A 17,774-nucleotide genomic window follows, 5' to 3' on the forward strand; every position below is an offset into this window, starting at 1 on the left:
AGTTAGCGGTCCACATCTGACATTACGAAATCAATACTGCCGAGGTAAACGATCAAATCGGATACCAGACATCCGCGAATTACAGAAGGAATCTGTTGCAAATGCGCATAGCTCGGCGTGCGAATACGGGTACGGTAGCTCATCGTGCCGCCGTCACTGGTCAGGTAATAGCTGTTGATACCTTTTGTTGCCTCAACCATCTGGAATGATTCATTGGCAGGCATAACCGGTCCCCAGGAAACCTGAAGGAAGTGGTTAATCAGCGTATCGATATGCTGCAACGTGCGCTCTTTTGGTGGCGGCGTCGTCAGTGGGTGATCCGCTTTGAACGGCCCTTCCGGCATGTTCTTGAGACATTGATCCAGAATACGCAGGCTCTGACGCAGTTCTTCAACTTTTAGCATAACGCGGCTATAGCAATCGCTGATGCCGTCGCCGACTGGAACTTCAAAGTCAAAGTTTTCATAGCCAGAATATGGACGCCATTTACGCACGTCGAAACCGATGCCTGTAGCACGCAGACCCGCCCCCGTTACCCCCCATTCCAATGCTTCTTTCGCATTGTAAGCGGCAACGCCCTGAGTACGGCCTTTCAGAATGGTGTTCTGCAACGCGGCTTTAACGTAGGTATCCAAACGGCTCGGCATCCAGTCGAGGAATTCCCGCAGCAGGCGTTCCCAACCGCGTGGCAGATCGTGCGCCACACCGCCAATACGGAACCAGGCTGGGTGCATACGGAAGCCGGTAATCGCTTCAACTAAATCGTAAATTTTCTGGCGGTCAGTAAACGCAAAGAACACCGGTGTCATCGCACCGACGTCCTGAATATAGGTACTGATATACAGCAGGTGGCTATTAATACGGAACAGCTCAGACAGCATCACACGAATCGTTTTCACACGATCCGGTACCTCGATACCCGCCAGTTTCTCAACGGCCAGTACATACGGCATCTCGTTAACGCAGCCGCCAAGGTATTCAATACGGTCAGTATAAGGAATGTAGCTATGCCAGGATTGACGCTCACCCATTTTCTCTGCGCCACGATGGTGGTAACCCACATCAGGCACGCAGTCGACAATTTCTTCACCATCCAATTGCAGGATAATACGGAAAGCACCGTGTGAAGACGGGTGGTTCGGACCAAGGTTGAGGAACATGAAGTCCTCATTCTCAGTGCCGCGCTTCATACCCCATTCTTCGGGTTTGAACGTCAGCGCTTCCATTTCCAGATCTTCTTTCTGCTTAGTCAGCTCGAAAGGATCGAACTCGGTCGCACGCGCTGGATAATCTTTACGCAGTGGATGCCCTTCCCACGTCTGCGGCATCATGATGCGCGTCAGGTTTGGGTGACCATCGAAGGTCATGCCGAACATCTCCCACGTTTCCCGCTCATACCAGTTGGCATTCGGGAAAAGTTTGGTTACGGTCGGTAAATGCAGGTCATTCTCAGCCAGCGCGACTTTGAGCATAATGTCGCGATTACGCTCAATGGAAATTAAGTGGTAAAAGACGGAGTAGTCGGCGGCAGGTAAACCTTCACGATGGGTGCGCAAACGTTCATCCATACCGTGCAGGTCAAACAGCATGACATAAGGCTTCGGCTGTTTTTTCAGGAATGCGACAACATCCAGTAATTGCTCACGCTTGACCCACACCACCGGGATACCTGTGCGGGTTGCCTGTACAGTAAATGCATCTGGTCCAAAACGGTTACACAGTTCGCCAACGACCGGATCGCTAAGGTGATCGCGGGTTTGCCAGCCTGGCTGAGCGAGATCGTGTGTCGTTAAATCTGTCATAAATATGTCACCACATTAAATGTGCTATTTCTGCATCTGATAATGACCGCACACTATTATCGGGTATTACACGGTCACCGGGTTTATCATCTACAGGTCAAATCTCATCAGGCGAGCGCAGGTTGGTCACTGCGATTCGTTCGCCGCGTTTGCGCTCACGCTCAGATTGCATATTGGCGCGGTAAACGCCCTGTTCACCTACCACCCATGACAGAGGACGGCGTTCTTTACCGATGGATTCTTTCAGCAACAACAGCGCTTGCATGTAAGCTTCTGGGCGCGGAGGGCAGCCCGGAATGTACACATCAACGGGCAGGAATTTATCTACGCCCTGAACAACGGAATAGATATCGTACATACCGCCGGAGTTAGCACACGCGCCCATGGAGATAACCCATTTAGGCTCAAGCATTTGCTCGTACAGACGCTGAATAACAGGGGCCATTTTGGTAAAGCAAGTCCCCGCTACTACCATGAAGTCAGCCTGACGTGGCGACGCACGCAGAACCTCAGCACCAAAACGTGCAACGTCATGAACGGCGGTAAATGACGTCACCATCTCTACATAGCAACAGGAAAGACCAAAGTTATACGGCCACAGGGAATTCTGACGACCCCAGTTCACCGTATCGTGTAATGCATGTTCCAGTTTGCCCATGTAGACACTGCGGTGAACATGTTGCTCCAGAGGGTCGGAAACGATCTCCTGACGTTGCAGGGGATAACGGTCATTCTCACCGTCCGGCTCTATGCGGGTGAGCGTATAGTCCATCTTAAAATGCCTCGCTGTTACTGCGGATGAGTGTTGGTAGTGTTGATGATGTCTGATTTAACAACTTGTCTCTTGGATCGAACCGGGGTCCAGTCAAGTGCCCCAACACGAACCAGATAAACCAAACCAGCCAACAGCACCAAAATGAAAATGGTTGCTTCAATGAAGCCTATCCAGCCGCTTTCTTTGATAGACACCGCCCAAGCGTAAAGATAGAGGGCCTCAACGTCGAAGATAACGAAGAACATAGCGACAAGATAAAATTTAGCAGACAGACGTAGCCGCGCTGAACCCACGGAGTCAATCCCGGATTCATAAGGTACGTTTTTGGCCCTGGCTCTGGCTCTCCCACCCAGCAAGAACCCACCGGTCAGCATGAAAACGCACAGGCCTACGGCAATGATAAGGAATAGCGCAAAAGCCCAATGATGGGCGAGGATTTCAGTAGTTGTTGACATTCTCTTTGCTTACTCATCAAAAGTGGCGGGTAATATCTCTGCTCTGTTATCGGCAGTTAATGCGCCACATCGATTAAAAGGAAGGATTAATAACCACAAAAAAGCACGGAAACGTATCAGGTAAGCCTTGCTTGGTATGGTTGAGCCCCAAATTTGTAACCTTTTTTTCAACCTTACTAAAAATAACAGTACATTACTTTACATGCACGCTGTTTTGTTAACATTTTGTGTTCTCACTCGTAGCTAAATCGAGTCAGTGCCTTCGTCAGTTAACCAGAGCGCAGCGACACAGAAAGCAAGTTTGCAGCGTCACTATACCATTTTCACAGAAAATGCCTGTTCCCCCATGTGGTTATTAGGGGTATTTTTTGATCCAGCACACATTTTTACCAATTTAGTTAGTAAAAAAACCACACTGATTCAAGGCAAGGCTGGACATCATTCTCCATAACATAATTTTAAAAAAATAGAACCATTGTTTTATAAAAACAAAATATGCCCTATATCGCCACGCCTAGCCTATTGATGCCAAATGGAAAACGCAAAGAGGGAGAAAACTGGGGAAATGGGGTCAATCAGACCCTGTCTACGCGGGTTTAACACATTAGTCATAAATCATCATCATTCGGGGTGCATCCCTACCCTCCCCGAATGATAATTAACTACCCATTACGATTAGATCACATCCTTCAGCGACGAATCGGAAGACAGCATTCCATCCGCACTGTTTGCCAACATGCTGACAGGCGTAATGTGAGAAGGCTTCCCTGATTCAATCACATTGAAAATTGCCGTCGCCAGTTCATTCTCCTGGTTAGGATTCTGACAGAGAAAATAACGGGTTTCAGGCAATCTCGGCAACCCTTCCTCTTCACCCAGCACCCGCAGTTCCGGACTCATCATTTCCACCGAGCGTACGGTGATCCCCATGCCGGCCTTCACTGCGGCGCGCACAGCAGAGAGCGTTGAAGCCACATAGGCGATTCTCCAGGGAATCCCTGCGGCTGTCAGTTGCTGCGTGGCCAACGAGCGGAAAGGGCTTGGTTCATCCAGCACAACCAGAGGAATAGGTTCATTCGCTCTGAACTGGTAATCTGCCGCGCAATACCATAACGTCGGGGAACTACGTAATAACACATGCGGAAACACCACACCGTTCATTGTGGTAATAACCAGATCTATTTTCCCCTGATTCAACATGTCCATCATTTCAGCACTACGTTTTACGCTGACATTGACGGAGAGTTTAGGAAATACAGAGGTCACCCGATGTAAAATATAAGGCAGGATAGTGTCTGCCGTATCATCAGACGCCCCGATAGTTAGCGTGCCTTGAATATCACTGTACATTAATGAAATACAGGCTTCATCATTGAATTGTAATATTTTTCTGGCATAACCTAGAAACTGTATACCGTGTTCGGTCAGCAATTTATTACGCCCGTGTCGGGCAAAAAGCTCCTTTCCGATGAGTTGCTCCAGCCGCTGCATCTGCTGGCTGACTGCCGATTGAGTCCGATTGACGGCGGCCGCCGCCGCTGCAAATGTATTTAAATCTGCAACGGCAACAAACGTCCTCAGTAAATCAAGATCGAGATTAAGTACTGGTCGATTTGCACTGGTCATACGATTTTTCACTTATCTATTTTAATTTTAACAAAATATTCCTGGTGTTTTATTACATGTACGGGTAATGGCCGATACATTTAAAGACACTATCGCAGACGCACGATAAGGGCAAAAAAATACTTATATTTCGTTACCCCTATCGCCTTTCGATTGGTAAGACATCACATAATTAAATGGCTCACCAGCCTTAATCCTTTATTCAATAACAACGGCACTTTCTCTTTATTTCATTCTGCGAAATAAAGACGTTCTACACGTAAATAAACGAGCAATCCTTGTCACCCTATTCTTGCACTAAAAAATGCGTCCTGAACTGCTGTCTGCCCCCTACCATATCGCACCATCCAACGAGTACACAACCATATAGTGCAGATGCGCAATCATTTGCAGCAAAAGCGATAATCATTCTTCAAAAGGCACTTTAGGAGGAGTACATTAAGCGGGTTATGCTATTCCGCATGGGAATATGCGCTCTCTGCAAAAGGTTCGTACTATTTATGTCTCCGATTGAAAAATCCAAAAAACTGGAGAACGTATGCTATGACATCCGTGGCCCAGTTCTAAAGGAAGCCAAGCGGCTTGAAGAAGAAGGCAATAAGGTCCTTAAACTGAATATTGGCAACCCTGCGCCCTTCGGCTTTGAGGCACCGGACGAAATTCTGGTCGATGTCATCCGTAACCTGCCAACCGCACAGGGCTACTGTGATTCCAAGGGGCTCTATTCCGCCCGTAAGGCCATCGTTCAGCACTATCAGGCGCGGGATATGCGCGATATTACGGTTGAAGACGTCTATATCGGCAACGGTGTTTCCGAACTCATCGTGCAATCTATGCAGGCGCTACTCAACCCAGGTGATGAAATGCTGGTTCCCGCACCAGATTATCCACTCTGGACTGCGGCAGTTTCCCTATCTAACGGCAATGCCGTCCACTACCTTTGTGATGAGTCTTCTGATTGGTTCCCCGATCTGGATGATATCCGCAAAAAGATCACCTCGAATACTCGCGGTATTGTCATCATCAACCCGAACAACCCGACGGGTGCGGTCTACAGCAAAGAGCTACTGCTGGATATCGTGGCTATCGCGCGCGAGCACAACCTGATCATTTTCGCCGACGAAATTTACGACAAAATTCTGTATGACGATGCGCAACATCACTCGATTGCCGCTCTGGCACCAGACTTGTTGACAGTCACGTTCAACGGACTGTCCAAGACATACCGTGTGGCAGGTTTCCGCCAAGGCTGGATGGTATTAAACGGCCCGAAAAAACACGCCAAAGGCTATATTGAAGGGTTGGAAATGCTGGCCTCAATGCGGTTGTGTGCCAACGTACCCATGCAGCATGCGATTCAGACCGCCTTGGGGGGATATCAAAGCATCAGTGAATTTATTCAACCCGGCGGACGCCTGTACGAACAGCGCAACCGCTCCTGGGAATTGATCAACCAGATCCCCGGCGTGTCGTGCGTAAAACCACGCGGCGCGCTCTATATGTTCCCGCGTATTGACGCCAAGCGCTTTAATATCCATGACGACCAAAAACTGGTGTTGGATCTTCTGTTACAGGAAAAAGTGTTGCTGGTTCAGGGAACCGCTTTTAACTGGCCTTACCCAGATCACGTACGCATCGTCACGCTACCGCGTATTGATGAACTGGACATGGCAATTCACAAATTAGGGCGTTTTCTGGGACACTATCACCAATAAGCCCAGCACTAAACGATCCTACCATCGCCGGGCGATCGTCGCCCGGCGAAAACCAGACCTTCGTTTGCATAATCTTCGGCAAGTGCTCACAATAGATACCCACGATATTGCTATTCCACCGTGCTGTTGCCTGAGAGATCTCAATGAATCAGAGCCACTTTTTCGCCCACTTATCCCGTCTAAAACTCATCAGCCGTTGGCCACTAATGCGCAACGTGCGTACGGAAAACGTCTCCGAACACAGCCTTCAAGTCGCCTTTGTCGCTCACGCGCTGGCGGTTATCAAAAACCGCAAATTCGGGGGCAACCTGAACGTAGAGCGCATTGCGCTACTGGCGATGTATCATGATGCCAGCGAGGTGCTGACAGGCGACATGCCGACGCCGATCAAGTACTACAATGCGCAGATCGCGCATGAGTATAAGAAGATAGAGAAAATTGCCCAGCAGAAGCTGATCGAAATGCTGCCAGAAGAGTTACAGCAGGATTATCGGATGCTGCTGGATGACAACTATACCAGTGAGGAAGAGCGCGCCATCGTTAAACAGGCAGACGCGCTCTGCGCCTACCTGAAATGCCTGGAAGAATTATCCGCGGGTAACGCGGAATTCACGCTTGCTAAGGCACGGCTGGAAAAAACATTGCAACTGCGCCACAGCCCGGAAATGGACTATTTCATGACGGTGTTCGTTCCCAGCTTCAGCCTGTCGCTCGACGAAATCAGTCAAGACTCTCCGTTATAACACGCGTCTGCTATAGCGGCTGGAACACTTAGAACGGATACAGCCACGGCACCATCACCACGCTGACAAGCATCACCAGTACGGTAAAGGGGACGCCAATACGTACAAAGTCCCCAAATTTATAACCGCCCGGCCCCAGTACCAATGTATTAACCGGTGATGATACGGGCGTCATAAATGCGGCAGATGCCGCAACGGCGATGATCATCGCAAAGGGATAAGGTGACACGCCCATTTGCTTCGCTGCGGCGATCGCAATGGGCGCCATCAACACCGCCGTCGCCGTGTTGGAAATAAACAGGCCAATCACGGCACATAGCACGAATAAGCACACCAGCATCACATGTGGCCCGGCATTCCCGGCAACATCCATCAGCCCCTTAACAATCAGCGCAACACCGCCAGTTTGCTGCAACGCCAATGCAAACGGCATCATCCCGACGATGAGAATAATACTCGGCCAGTGGATAGCTCGATAGGCACCTTCCATGTCGATGCAGCGGAATTTGCCCATCAGTAAACAGGCGATCAGCGCAGCAACCGCATTCGGTATTTCATCCGTCAGCATCATCGCTACCATCAGCGCCAGACAAAACAACGCGTGCGGAGCCTGACTCACCGCAGGGGCGACATCATCCACTTCGGCAGGAAGATTGAGCAAAAGAAAGTCATTTTTCTGCGTGTGCAACTGCCGGATCATACGCCAGTCCCCCATCACCAGCAGAATATCACCGAGCTGGAGCGGCTCATCAGCGAGGATACCCTCCATTGCTTCACCCGCCCGACGAATCCCTACGACGCTCAGGCCATAGCGGCTACGGAATCCAACGTCGTAGAGCGTTTTTCCCAGCAGCTCGGAATCGGGGATCAAAGACACTTCCGCCATCCCCACATCACGCGCCTGCTCAGAGAAATACTCACCGCGTAGTACCATCGGTTCAAGCCGCTGCGAGGTGCAAAATTCGCGCAAATCCACCTCAGATGCCGACATATCGATCAGCAGCACATCATTCAGGCGAAGTTCGGTATTGCCAGCTACGCTGATCATCACGCGGCGGAATTTACGCCAGCGCTCAATCCCGACCACATTCGCCCCAAAGCGTTGGCGCAGACGTAAATCGTCCAGACGATGGCCGATAAAAGGCGATCCTGGGCGAATTGCCAATCGGCGTGCCCTGCCCGTCAATCGGTAATCACGGATCAGATCGCGAAACGTTCTTCTCTTCCACATCTCTTTTGCTGTTGCTGTCTCAGCGTCACCAAGCCAGTAACGTGCCACCATCATATAGGCCACGCCTAGCAACAGGGCAACCATCCCTATCGGTGTCACGCTGAAGAACCCAAAGCCCGCGACACCGTCGCGCATCAGCTCGCTGCTCACTACCATATTCGGCGGCGTCGCCACCAGCGTCATCATGCCGCTAATCAACCCAGCGAAACTCAGCGGCATCATCAGCCTTCCAGGGGAAATTTTCATCCGCGCAGAAACACTCAGTACCACGGGAATAAAAATCGCGACAACGCCGGTGGAACTCATGAAAGCCCCTAGCAGCGCAACAGTGACCATCAGTAAGATCAGCATCTTCATTTCGCTGCTACCCGCAACGCGAACCAGCCAGTCCCCGACCTGATAAGCGACACCAGTACGAACTAACCCTTCACCAATCACAAACAGGGCAGCAATCAGGATCACATTAGGATCGCTGAACCCCACCAGCGCTTCAGATAGCGTCAGCGTACCGCTCAGTACAAACGCGATAATGACCAACAGCGCTACGACGTCCATGCGTAATTTATTGGTGGTAAACAACACAATGGCGATCAGCAACAGGGATAAAACCCAGAGAAGTTCGCTATTCAAAACGGTTCCCCTGACGGAAAATACAGAGTGAAAGGTGTAGATTCAGCATGCCATAGATAAGGAAGCTAACACCCATGCAGCTTGAAGTATGACGGATATAGTCTGCCATAAAAAAAACCTCGCGGATGCGAGGTTTGATCATATTTAGTCACAGTTTTGTCATTATATTACAGACGAGCTATTGGCGCAGAAGTACCTTAACGCCACTTTGTGATTTCTCTATTTCTATCTGCTCCAACGAATCAAGCACCAGATCGACCTGATCCAGCTTCGGCGTATCCGCTGGTGCTTTCACTGCAATAACCTTACAGCCCGCCGCCAGACCCGATAACACCCCTGCGGGCGCATCTTCAACAACGACACATTCTTCCGGTTTCAACCCTAACTGCTGTGCACCAAGTAAATAAGCATCAGGGTTAGGTTTACCTTTGGCAACCTGCTCCGCCGTAATAAAAGCGCGAGGAGCAGGGAGTTCTCCACGATGATGACGCGCGCTGGCAATCGGTACGGTGCCGGATGTCACAATTGCCCAAGGAATATCCAAAGCATCCAACCGTTCCAACAGCGCCTTCGCCCCTGGCATTGCAACAATACCTTGTGTGTCAGAAGCTTCCGTTTTCTCCAGCGCATCGAACTCCTGTTGAATCGTTTCTTCGCTCTGCCCCTGAAGAAAGTGGCGCAAGGACGTGATTGCCTGCTTGCCGTGAATAAAATCCAGTACTTCCTGTGGTTCAATATCGTGATCTTTTGCCCAGTTAATCCATGCACGTTCTACAGCAGGCAGTGAATCAACCAGCGTACCATCGAGGTCGAACAGAAAACCTTTACACTCCACAGAAAGCCCCTTTTTCATTAATCAGGCGTTGATGATCTGTGCGATCTCAACCGCACTCAAGTGATACTGACGCGGGCAGGATTGCCAAACAGCCAGCATTCTGTTGTATTTTTCCCACATTTTTGTCTGCGCGTTAAAACCATGCGTACCCGCATCAAAGTGAGGGTAACGACCTTCAACATGTACCATGAAGCGTACAAAGCCCAGATAACGCGCTTCCGTTGCCGCATCAAAACCCAGGAAGGTCAGACGTCGCTCATCCAAATCCTGCTTATCTTTCAGATTGGTCCATGACACCTGCAAAGCATGATGCATTTCCATGACGTTAATAATGGTACGGCAAACTTCTTCCGTCAGCTCACCAAACTCACGGTCTAACTCCCGCATCTGCAAACCGTAACCACGCTCGATGATCGTTTGTAGCCGACGATAGCGCTCAGCGTTATCTGGATCGAGCATCGTCATCATTTTGTATTGGTTTGAAAGGATCAATCTCTGGGCATTCGTCATTTCCATGTTGCTCTCCTGAACCCTCTTTGGTGTAAGCCAATGTCGCTAAATAGGTATTACCCGCAGAATCGCATACTGAATCGTGTCACGATAGCGGTAGCCACCGCTTCTTTGATTTGAAACAGGGGAAAGAACAAAATAGCCATCAACCCGCACACAGCCTGACGCCGATCACAAATCATCAAGGAAGGTTTTATCAAGCTGCTTAAATGCACGCTTCAGCACATCCGCCAACGCTTGGTAAGTTGGCGCTTCCTCCTCCAGCGGAGCGAGTGCCTGTCCTGATTCCGCAAGTTTATGGCGAATCTCATGGAACCACTGTGCCAGCGTTGGTGGTAAAGGCGTAACAGAACGGCGGCCAAGCCACCACAGGCCCTGTAACGGCAGGCTACAGGCAAAAAGCGCGGTGGCGATGGCCGGGCCGAGCTGGCCACCAAGCGCAATCTGCCACGTTAAGGTAAACACCGCCAGTGGCGGCATGATGCGAATGCCGAACCGCGTCGCTCGCGCCACGCGGTTTTCGGGGAATAGGGGTGCCAACTGCTTTTCTGCTGGCCATGTCTTCATGTAATGCTGCCCACGTTGGAGTAACTGTAGCCAACTAATTCTACTGTCTGGTTTCGTCGCCATAGCCACACCTCAACTTTACAGATAAAAAATAAAACTTTTGCACAAATCAACAACTCAAGTTGATAAGGTTAAAATATATTTTGTGTTTACCCTACGCTATCGGTATCCTAGATCGGCCTTTTGGCCGCTGTATACCTAAAGTAGTATGACTACACGCAGGGAGTATAATTCCCTTTGCGACATAAGCGCAGCCAACGGCCATAACGCGGTTATCATCGCTTTAAAAGCTGCGGTTTACATCAGGTCGATGCCACGTTGTTATAAAGATTAGTTATAGAGATTAGTTGTAGCGATTATGGTGTACCGATTATCCGGTATACATCATAGTATCGACCCTTATTCATCATCGTGTCTGGTGTATCACACCAAGGCATGATGTTAATCATAAATGCCAGCGGCGGCATGCGATACGCTATGCCCTGTATGACATTTTTTTAACCATGTATAACAAGTAGGTACTTCCATGTCGAGTAAGTTAGTACTGGTTCTTAACTGCGGTAGTTCATCCCTGAAATTCGCCATCATCGATGCGATTAACGGAGAAGAGTACCTGTCTGGTTTAGCCGAATGTTTCAACCTGCCTGAAGCCCGCATCAAATGGAAAATGGACGGCGGTAAACACGACGCCGAACTGGGTGCCGGTGCAGCTCACAGCGAAGCGCTGAACTTCATCGTCAACACCATTCTGTCTCAGAAGCCAGAGCTGTCTGCTCAGTTGGTTGCTATCGGTCACCGTATCGTTCACGGCGGTGAGAAGTTCACCCAATCCGCGATCATTACTGATGATGTTCTTCAGGGTATCAAAGATTCCGTACCTTTTGCACCTCTGCACAACCCAGCGCATCTGATCGGTATCGATGAAGCACTGAAATCTTTCCCGCACCTGGCTGATAAAAACGTTGCTGTTTTCGACACCGCGTTCCACCAGACCATGCCGGAAGAATCCTACCTTTATGCACTGCCGTACAAATTGTATAAAGAAAACCACATCCGTCGCTACGGCTTCCACGGAACCAGCCACTACTTTGTTTCTCGTGAAGCCGCTAAAGTGCTGAACAAACCAGTAGAAGAGCTGAACGTCATCACTTGCCATCTGGGCAACGGTGGTTCCGTTACTGCAATTCGTAACGGCGAATGCGTCGACACCTCTATGGGTCTGACTCCGCTGGAAGGTCTGGTGATGGGTACACGCTGTGGCGATATCGACCCGGCTGTCATTTTCCACCTGCACGACGCACTGGGCATGGACATCGAGCGCATCAACACGCTGATGACCAAAGAATCTGGTCTGTTGGGTCTGACTGAAGTGACCAGCGACTGCCGCTACGTTGAAGATAACTACGAGACGAAAGCAGACGCAAAACGTGCAATGGACGTTTACTGCCACCGCTTGGCTAAATACATCGGTTCTTACGCTGCGCTGATGGAAGGTCGTCTGGATGCCGTCATCTTCACGGGTGGTATCGGTGAAAACGCAGCAATGGTTCGCGAACTGTCGCTGAAAAAACTGGGTCTGCTGGGCTTTGACGTCGACCACGAACGCAACCTGGCGGCACGCTTTGGTAAAGGTGGCAACATCGCTAAAGATGGCACCCGTCCGGCGCTGGTTATCCCGACCAATGAAGAATTGGTCATCGCCGAAGACGCTTACCGTCTGACTGCGTAAAACACGTAACTCCCAACACCGTCAGCCAAGGCTGACGGTGTTGTTTTTGACTAACGAGCAACCGTAAAGAGGTTCGGCCGTGTCCCGTATAATCATGTTGATCCCAACTGGCACCAGCGTCGGTCTGACAAGCGTCAGCCTGGGTGTCATTCGCTCCATGGAACAGAAAGGCGTCCGCCTGAGCGTGTTCAAACCTATCGCTCAGCCGCGCAGTGGCGACAATACGCCAGATCAGACGACCACTATTATCCGTGCTAATTCTGCTATCAATGCCGCAGAACCACTGGCGATGAGCCGTGTTGAAGCCCTGCTGAGCTCCAACCAGCAAGACGTGCTGATGGAAGAAATCATCGCGCGCTACCACGAAACGACCAAAGATGCTGAAGTCGTTCTGGTTGAAGGTCTGGTTCCTACCCGTAAGCACCAGTTTGCTAACGCGTTGAACTATGAAATCGCCAAAACGCTGAACGCAGAGATCGTCTTTGTACTGGCGCTGGGCAATGATTCTCCGGCCCAGTTGAAAGACCGCATCGAACTGGCACGTTCTAGCTTCGGCGGCAGCAAAAACAAAAATATCACTGGCGTGATCATCAACAAACTGAATGCACCGGTAGATGACCAAGGCCGTACACGTCCTGACCTGTCTGAAATCTTTGATGACTCCACGAAAGCCAGCGTTGCCAACATCGACCCTAAGCAGCTGTTCGCTAACAGCCCGCTGCCGGTTCTGGGCTGCATCCCGTGGAGTTTTGACCTGATTGCCACGCGTGCCATTGATATGGCGAAGCACCTGAATGCCCGTATCATCAATGAAGGTGACATTCAGACGCGTCGCGTTAAATCTGTGACTTTCTGCGCACGCAGCATTCCTCACATGCTGGAGCATTTCCGTCCGGGTTCACTGCTGGTGACCTCCGCTGACCGCCCTGATGTTCTGGTTGCCGCCTGTCTGGCTGCTATGAATGGCGTAGAAATCGGTGCCCTGCTGCTAACTGGCGGCTACGAAATGGACCCAAGCATTGCCAAGCTGTGCGAGCGCGCCTTCCAAACTGGCCTGCCGGTATTCATGGTCGATACCAACACCTGGCAAACCTCACTCAGCCTGCAAAGCTTCAACCTTGAAGTACCGGCTGATGACCGCCAGCGCGTCGAGAAAGTGCAGGAATATGTCGCACGCCACATCGACACTCAGTGGATCGATTCTCTGAGCGCTGAATCTGAGCGTTCACGCCGTCTGTCTCCACCGGCGTTCCGCTATCAGCTTACTGAACTGGCGCGCAAAGCTGGCAAACGTATCGTTCTGCCAGAAGGCGATGAGCCACGTACCGTTAAAGCCGCTGCAATTTGTGCCGAGCGTGGCATTGCACACTGTGTGCTGATCGGTAACCCGGAAGAGATTCAACGCGTTGCCGCCGCTCAGGGCGTAGAACTGGGCAAAGGCATCGAAATTGTCGATCCGATTGTCGTGCGTGAGCGCTATGTTGCACGCCTGGTTGAGCTGCGTAAGAGCAAGGGCATGACCGAAGTGGTTGCACGCGAACAGCTCGAAGATAACGTCGTTCTAGGTACGTTGATGCTGGAACAAGGCGAAGTTGATGGTCTGGTTTCCGGTGCCGTTCATACCACCGCTAACACCATCCGTCCGCCATTACAGTTGATCAAAACTGCACCGGGCAGCTCGCTGGTATCTTCCGTGTTCTTCATGCTGCTGCCTGAGCAGGTTCTGGTTTACGGCGACTGCGCCATCAACCCAGATCCGACCGCAGAGCAATTGGCTGAAATCGCTATCCAATCAGCTGACTCTGCAACGGCATTCGGTATCGATCCACGTGTTGCAATGATCTCCTACTCTACCGGTAACTCCGGCGCGGGTAGCGATGTTGAGAAAGTGCGTGAAGCGACCCGTCTGGCGCAAGAAAAACGTCCTGACCTGGTTATCGATGGTCCGTTGCAATATGACGCCGCTATCATGGCAGACGTTGCACAGTCTAAAGCACCAAACTCACCTGTTGCGGGTAAAGCTACCGTGTTCATCTTCCCTGACCTGAACACCGGTAACACTACGTACAAAGCGGTACAGCGTTCTGCCGACCTGATCTCCATCGGGCCAATGCTGCAAGGCATGCGCAAACCAGTTAACGACCTGTCTCGTGGCGCACTGGTAGACGACATCGTTTACACCGTCGCTCTGACCGCCATTCAGGCTACACAGCTCTAATCATCTTCATGATGACGTAAATGCCAGCCTTCGGGCTGGCATTGTTATTTGGAAGAGCAGGAATAAGACGCCGCAGAGAGAAAGTCGCGGCGAGGCAGGCGCAGAGAGAAAGTCGCGGCGAGGCAGGCGCAGAGAGAAAGTCGCGGCGAGGCAGGCGCAGATTATTTCTGCGAATCAGTTTCCGATGGTTCAGCGTTGCTGCCGTTTTCATCATGAAGATTTTCGTCATTAATACTTTCATCATTAATAACAGGTGCAGTAGCCGCTTCTACCGCGTCGTTCAACTTACGTGAAATCGGCTTGCCATATTCTCGATCGCTATAGCGCGTCAACCACAGCGACAGCGCTTTCAGTGAATCCGGCGTAAATTCATCGCAGCGTGCGGTGATCTCTTGCGGCGTCAGCCAACTGACTTCATCAACTTCTTCTTCCTGTAACGCAAACGGCCCATGGGTAACGCAGCTAAACAACGCCCCCCACACTCGGCAATTTTCACCTTCGTAATAGAACAAACCGTGTTCTGCGAATGGTACGCCAGCGATGCCCAGCTCCTCTTCAGCTTCACGACGTGCGGATTCCAGCATCTGTTCGCCGCTTTGGACCACACCGCCTGCTGTCGCGTCCAGCCAGCCGGGATAGAAATCTTTGATTTTCGTCCGGCGCTGCACCAGAATTTTACCCATGCCATCATGCACAACAATGTAAGTGGCGCGATGGCGAAGACTCTGTGCACGCATCTGCTGACGACTTGACTGAGCAATTACCTCGTTGTTTTCATTGACGATATCAACCCACTCTGTGCCTGCAGCCTGACTTTGTTCCGCCATCCTCTGAAACCCTTTAGTATTGGCACGTTGCTACGCGCGTCTGTTTTAAATGATCGATCTTTACAATGAATATTCCCTGCTACCTTGCCATTGTTCAAGGCCAAAAACAGGGTATACGATAAATTAGTGCCTAATCGCAACCTGCGCAATAGGCTCGCCACCGTGTAACGGCAGAACCCGCAGCTCGCCTTGCTCAAGTAAACCATAGCTCGCAGGGAATCCCCCTTTCGGCAAGCTTACTGAGCCGGGGTTAAAAAAATAGTACTCCCCACGTTGCTCAGCAACCGGAATATGGGTATGACCATATACCAGCACATCTCCCGTGTGCAGCGGCGGTAGATTCTCGGGATGATAAAGATGACCGTGCGTCAGGAAAAGGCGATTCTGTTGCAATAGCACATGTTGCCACGGTGCCGTTATCGGAAAGGTCAACAGCATCTGGTCAACTTCGCTGTCGCAATTCCCGCGCACGGCAATAATGCGTGATGCATAAGCGTTCAACCGGGCAGCCACATCCGCGGGCTGATACTTTTCCGGCAGCGGGTTGCGTGGGCCATGATTAAGAAAATCGCCCAGTAAAATAAGCCAGTCGGCATGACTTTGCTCAAAGATCGCCAGCACACGTTCTACTGCACTAAGAGAACCGTGTATGTCGGACGCAAACATCAACTTCATCGCTTATCTCCACCGCGTTTATACCACAATGTTATATCCACAATACGCTCACCCAACGATAGGACGTAGTCTACCAAAGTTGGCAGTACGCTTCCGGTAAAGATCGTGCAACAGCGTACGCCATCGCTTATTTTTCGCTCGTAGAAGTGGTAGGGTAAGAACCCGTTCCCAATACGCTATTCTGACAGCGCATCGCTCTCTGAAGCGATCAACTGCCGTACAGTTCCATGATGTTTTTCTGAATTAAAACGGAGACATGATTCATGATTGACCTGTATTACGCACCAACCCCCAATGGGCATAAGATCACCCTGTTTCTGGAAGAAGCTAATCTCCCTTACCAACTCCACCGCGTGAATATCAGCAAAGGTGAACAGTTCAAGCCAGAGTTTTTGGCCATCTCGCCTAATAACAAAATTCCCGCGATTGTCGACACGCAACCTGCGGAGGGCGATACGCCAATCAGCCTGTTTGAATCAGGGGCGATCCTACTCTATCTGGCAGAAAAATACGGCGTGTTGCTGAGTTCATCATTACGTGAACGCACAGCCACGCTACAGTGGCTGTTCTGGCAAGTCGCGGGTTTCGGCCCTATGCTGGGGCAGAATCATCATTTTAACCACTACGCGCCTCAGCCAGTGCCTTACGCCATTGAGCGCTATCAGCAAGAGACACAGCGCCTGTATCGCGTGCTGGATAAGCACCTACAGGACAGCCCGTGGCTAGCAGGAGAACATTACAGTATTGCCGATATTGCGACCTATCCGTGGGTAGTTTCTTACACCCGCCAGCGCGTCGACCTTGATGATTATCCAGCGGTGAAGGCGTGGTATACGCGCATCAACGAACGCCCGGCAACGCAACGAGCGTATCAGCGAGCAGAGCAATAAAATTCTGGAACATCTCATTCGGCCTTTGGATATCTTCTGCTATGGTAATCAACATATTATTGTTAACGATACCCTGACGCTGTGATTTATTCGCGGTAACAGAAGCAACCGAGGGCCGAGCAATGCCATATCACCATTCTGACGCTATTATTCGTATAAAAAATCTGCGACTACGCACCTTCATTGGTATTAAAGATGAGGAAATCACGAATAAGCAGGATGTGATCATCAACGTTGTGATTCACTACCCAGCAGAGCAGGCACGTAACAGCGAGAATATCGTCGATGCATTGAACTACCGTACCATCACCAAAAATATTATTCGCCACGTAGAAGATAACCGCTTCGCTTTGCTGGAAAAATTAACGCAGGATGTGCTCAACATCGCCAGCGATCACGACTGGATAACCTATGCTGAAGTAGAAATAGATAAACCGTTTGCCCTGCGATACGCCGACTCGGTTTCCATGACCCTGCGTTATCACAAGGCATGAAGTTCATATACTCTAAATAATTCGAGTTTCAGGCAGGCGGCAAGGGAAGGAC

General features: G+C 50.5%; 16 protein-coding genes. 6 read left to right on the forward strand and 10 right to left on the reverse strand.

The features are described 5' to 3' along the window. Positions 1-2: 2 nt before the first annotated feature. The 4 genes from nuoC to lrhA form a co-directional block, all read right to left on the reverse strand. The gene (gene nuoC / locus E2566_RS14345) at positions 3-1,802 is read right to left on the reverse strand and encodes an NADH-quinone oxidoreductase subunit C/D (protein WP_107170537.1); all 1,800 of its coding nucleotides are present in this window, start codon (positions 1,800-1,802) and stop codon (positions 3-5) included. 97 nt (positions 1,803-1,899) lie between these two features. Further along, positions 1,900-2,574 carry a NuoB/complex I 20 kDa subunit family protein gene (locus E2566_RS14350; protein ID WP_005969846.1) on the reverse strand — a complete coding sequence of 225 codons (675 nt, stop codon included), beginning with the start codon at positions 2,572-2,574 and terminating at the stop codon, positions 1,900-1,902. Between the two features lie 17 nt (positions 2,575-2,591). Next, positions 2,592-3,032: an NADH-quinone oxidoreductase subunit A gene (locus E2566_RS14355; protein WP_107170538.1), complete on the reverse strand. Its 441-nt coding sequence runs from the start codon at positions 3,030-3,032 to the stop codon at positions 2,592-2,594. 675 nt (positions 3,033-3,707) lie between these two features. Further along, positions 3,708-4,658 (reverse strand): transcriptional regulator LrhA, encoded by a 951-nt coding sequence (gene lrhA / locus E2566_RS14360; RefSeq protein ID WP_107170551.1) that lies wholly within the window; start codon positions 4,656-4,658, stop codon positions 3,708-3,710. 500 nt (positions 4,659-5,158) lie between these two features. Between lrhA and E2566_RS14365 the strand changes: the two genes are divergently transcribed. Next, entirely contained in the window at positions 5,159-6,373 is a 1,215-nt protein-coding gene (locus E2566_RS14365) for a pyridoxal phosphate-dependent aminotransferase (protein ID WP_014916029.1), read from the forward strand. Positions 6,374-6,516: 143 nt separating this feature from the next. Beyond that, the gene (yfbR, locus tag E2566_RS14370; protein ID WP_107170539.1) at positions 6,517-7,116 is read left to right on the forward strand and encodes a 5'-deoxynucleotidase; all 600 of its coding nucleotides are present in this window, start codon (positions 6,517-6,519) and stop codon (positions 7,114-7,116) included. Between the two features lie 28 nt (positions 7,117-7,144). Here yfbR and E2566_RS14375 read toward each other — a convergent pair whose 3' ends face one another. From E2566_RS14375 to yfbV, 4 genes are all read right to left on the reverse strand, one after another. After that, a complete protein-coding gene (locus E2566_RS14375) occupies positions 7,145-8,977 on the reverse strand; it encodes an SLC13 family permease (RefSeq protein ID WP_107170540.1) in 1,833 nt (610 codons plus the stop codon). Positions 8,978-9,155: 178 nt separating this feature from the next. Continuing rightward, positions 9,156-9,812: a sugar phosphatase gene (locus E2566_RS14380; protein ID WP_107170541.1), complete on the reverse strand. Its 657-nt coding sequence runs from the start codon at positions 9,810-9,812 to the stop codon at positions 9,156-9,158. A gap of 21 nt (positions 9,813-9,833) precedes the next feature. Further along, entirely contained in the window at positions 9,834-10,328 is a 495-nt protein-coding gene (locus E2566_RS14385) for a YfbU family protein (protein ID WP_005969861.1), read from the reverse strand. 165 nt (positions 10,329-10,493) lie between these two features. Then, on the reverse strand, positions 10,494-10,952 hold the full coding sequence (yfbV, locus tag E2566_RS14390; protein ID WP_107170542.1) for a terminus macrodomain insulation protein YfbV: 459 nt from the start codon (positions 10,950-10,952) through the stop codon (positions 10,494-10,496). A 463-nt stretch (positions 10,953-11,415) separates the two neighbouring features. On the opposite strand from yfbV, the gene ackA reads away from it, so the two are divergent. Together ackA and pta are read left to right on the forward strand one after the other, a co-directional pair. Next, positions 11,416-12,618, forward strand: coding sequence for an acetate kinase (gene ackA, locus E2566_RS14395; protein ID WP_107170543.1), 1,203 nt, complete (start codon positions 11,416-11,418; stop codon positions 12,616-12,618). Positions 12,619-12,697: 79 nt separating this feature from the next. Further along, positions 12,698-14,836: a phosphate acetyltransferase gene (gene pta, locus E2566_RS14400; protein WP_107170544.1), complete on the forward strand. Its 2,139-nt coding sequence runs from the start codon at positions 12,698-12,700 to the stop codon at positions 14,834-14,836. Positions 14,837-14,997: 161 nt separating this feature from the next. Here pta and yfcD read toward each other — a convergent pair whose 3' ends face one another. Both yfcD and yfcE read right to left on the reverse strand, forming a co-directional pair. Beyond that, positions 14,998-15,663 (reverse strand): NUDIX hydrolase YfcD, encoded by a 666-nt coding sequence (yfcD, locus tag E2566_RS14405; RefSeq protein ID WP_107170545.1) that lies wholly within the window; start codon positions 15,661-15,663, stop codon positions 14,998-15,000. Positions 15,664-15,786: 123 nt separating this feature from the next. Beyond that, the gene (yfcE, locus tag E2566_RS14410) at positions 15,787-16,338 is read right to left on the reverse strand and encodes a phosphodiesterase (protein WP_107170546.1); all 552 of its coding nucleotides are present in this window, start codon (positions 16,336-16,338) and stop codon (positions 15,787-15,789) included. A 263-nt stretch (positions 16,339-16,601) separates the two neighbouring features. On the opposite strand from yfcE, the gene yfcG reads away from it, so the two are divergent. Continuing rightward, positions 16,602-17,228, forward strand: coding sequence for a GSH-dependent disulfide bond oxidoreductase (gene yfcG / locus E2566_RS14415; RefSeq protein ID WP_107170547.1), 627 nt, complete (start codon positions 16,602-16,604; stop codon positions 17,226-17,228). A 122-nt stretch (positions 17,229-17,350) separates the two neighbouring features. Further along, positions 17,351-17,722 (forward strand): dihydroneopterin triphosphate 2'-epimerase, encoded by a 372-nt coding sequence (gene folX / locus E2566_RS14420; RefSeq protein WP_107170548.1) that lies wholly within the window; start codon positions 17,351-17,353, stop codon positions 17,720-17,722. Positions 17,723-17,774 lie beyond the last annotated feature (52 nt).

The organism is Pectobacterium punjabense, assembly GCF_012427845.1.
GTDB classification, from domain to species: Bacteria; Pseudomonadota; Gammaproteobacteria; order Enterobacterales; family Enterobacteriaceae; genus Pectobacterium; species Pectobacterium punjabense.

Excerpts from the sequence above, each read along its gene's own strand:
- nuoC (WP_107170537.1), bottom strand. The coding sequence starts at position 1,802 with ATGACAGATTTAACGACACACGATCTCGCTCAGCCAGGCTGGCAAACC.
- E2566_RS14350 (WP_005969846.1), bottom strand. The coding sequence starts at position 2,574 with ATGGACTATACGCTCACCCGCATAGAGCCGGACGGTGAGAATGACCGT.
- E2566_RS14355 (WP_107170538.1), bottom strand. The coding sequence starts at position 3,032 with ATGTCAACAACTACTGAAATCCTCGCCCATCATTGGGCTTTTGCGCTA.
- lrhA (WP_107170551.1), bottom strand. The coding sequence starts at position 4,658 with ATGACCAGTGCAAATCGACCAGTACTTAATCTCGATCTTGATTTACTG.
- E2566_RS14365 (WP_014916029.1), top strand. The coding sequence starts at position 5,159 with ATGTCTCCGATTGAAAAATCCAAAAAACTGGAGAACGTATGCTATGAC.
- yfbR (WP_107170539.1), top strand. The coding sequence starts at position 6,517 with ATGAATCAGAGCCACTTTTTCGCCCACTTATCCCGTCTAAAACTCATC.
- E2566_RS14385 (WP_005969861.1), bottom strand. The coding sequence starts at position 10,328 with ATGGAAATGACGAATGCCCAGAGATTGATCCTTTCAAACCAATACAAA.
- yfbV (WP_107170542.1), bottom strand. The coding sequence starts at position 10,952 with ATGGCGACGAAACCAGACAGTAGAATTAGTTGGCTACAGTTACTCCAA.
- ackA (WP_107170543.1), top strand. The coding sequence starts at position 11,416 with ATGTCGAGTAAGTTAGTACTGGTTCTTAACTGCGGTAGTTCATCCCTG.
- yfcD (WP_107170545.1), bottom strand. The coding sequence starts at position 15,663 with ATGGCGGAACAAAGTCAGGCTGCAGGCACAGAGTGGGTTGATATCGTC.
- yfcE (WP_107170546.1), bottom strand. The coding sequence starts at position 16,338 with ATGAAGTTGATGTTTGCGTCCGACATACACGGTTCTCTTAGTGCAGTA.
- yfcG (WP_107170547.1), top strand. The coding sequence starts at position 16,602 with ATGATTGACCTGTATTACGCACCAACCCCCAATGGGCATAAGATCACC.
- folX (WP_107170548.1), top strand. The coding sequence starts at position 17,351 with ATGCCATATCACCATTCTGACGCTATTATTCGTATAAAAAATCTGCGA.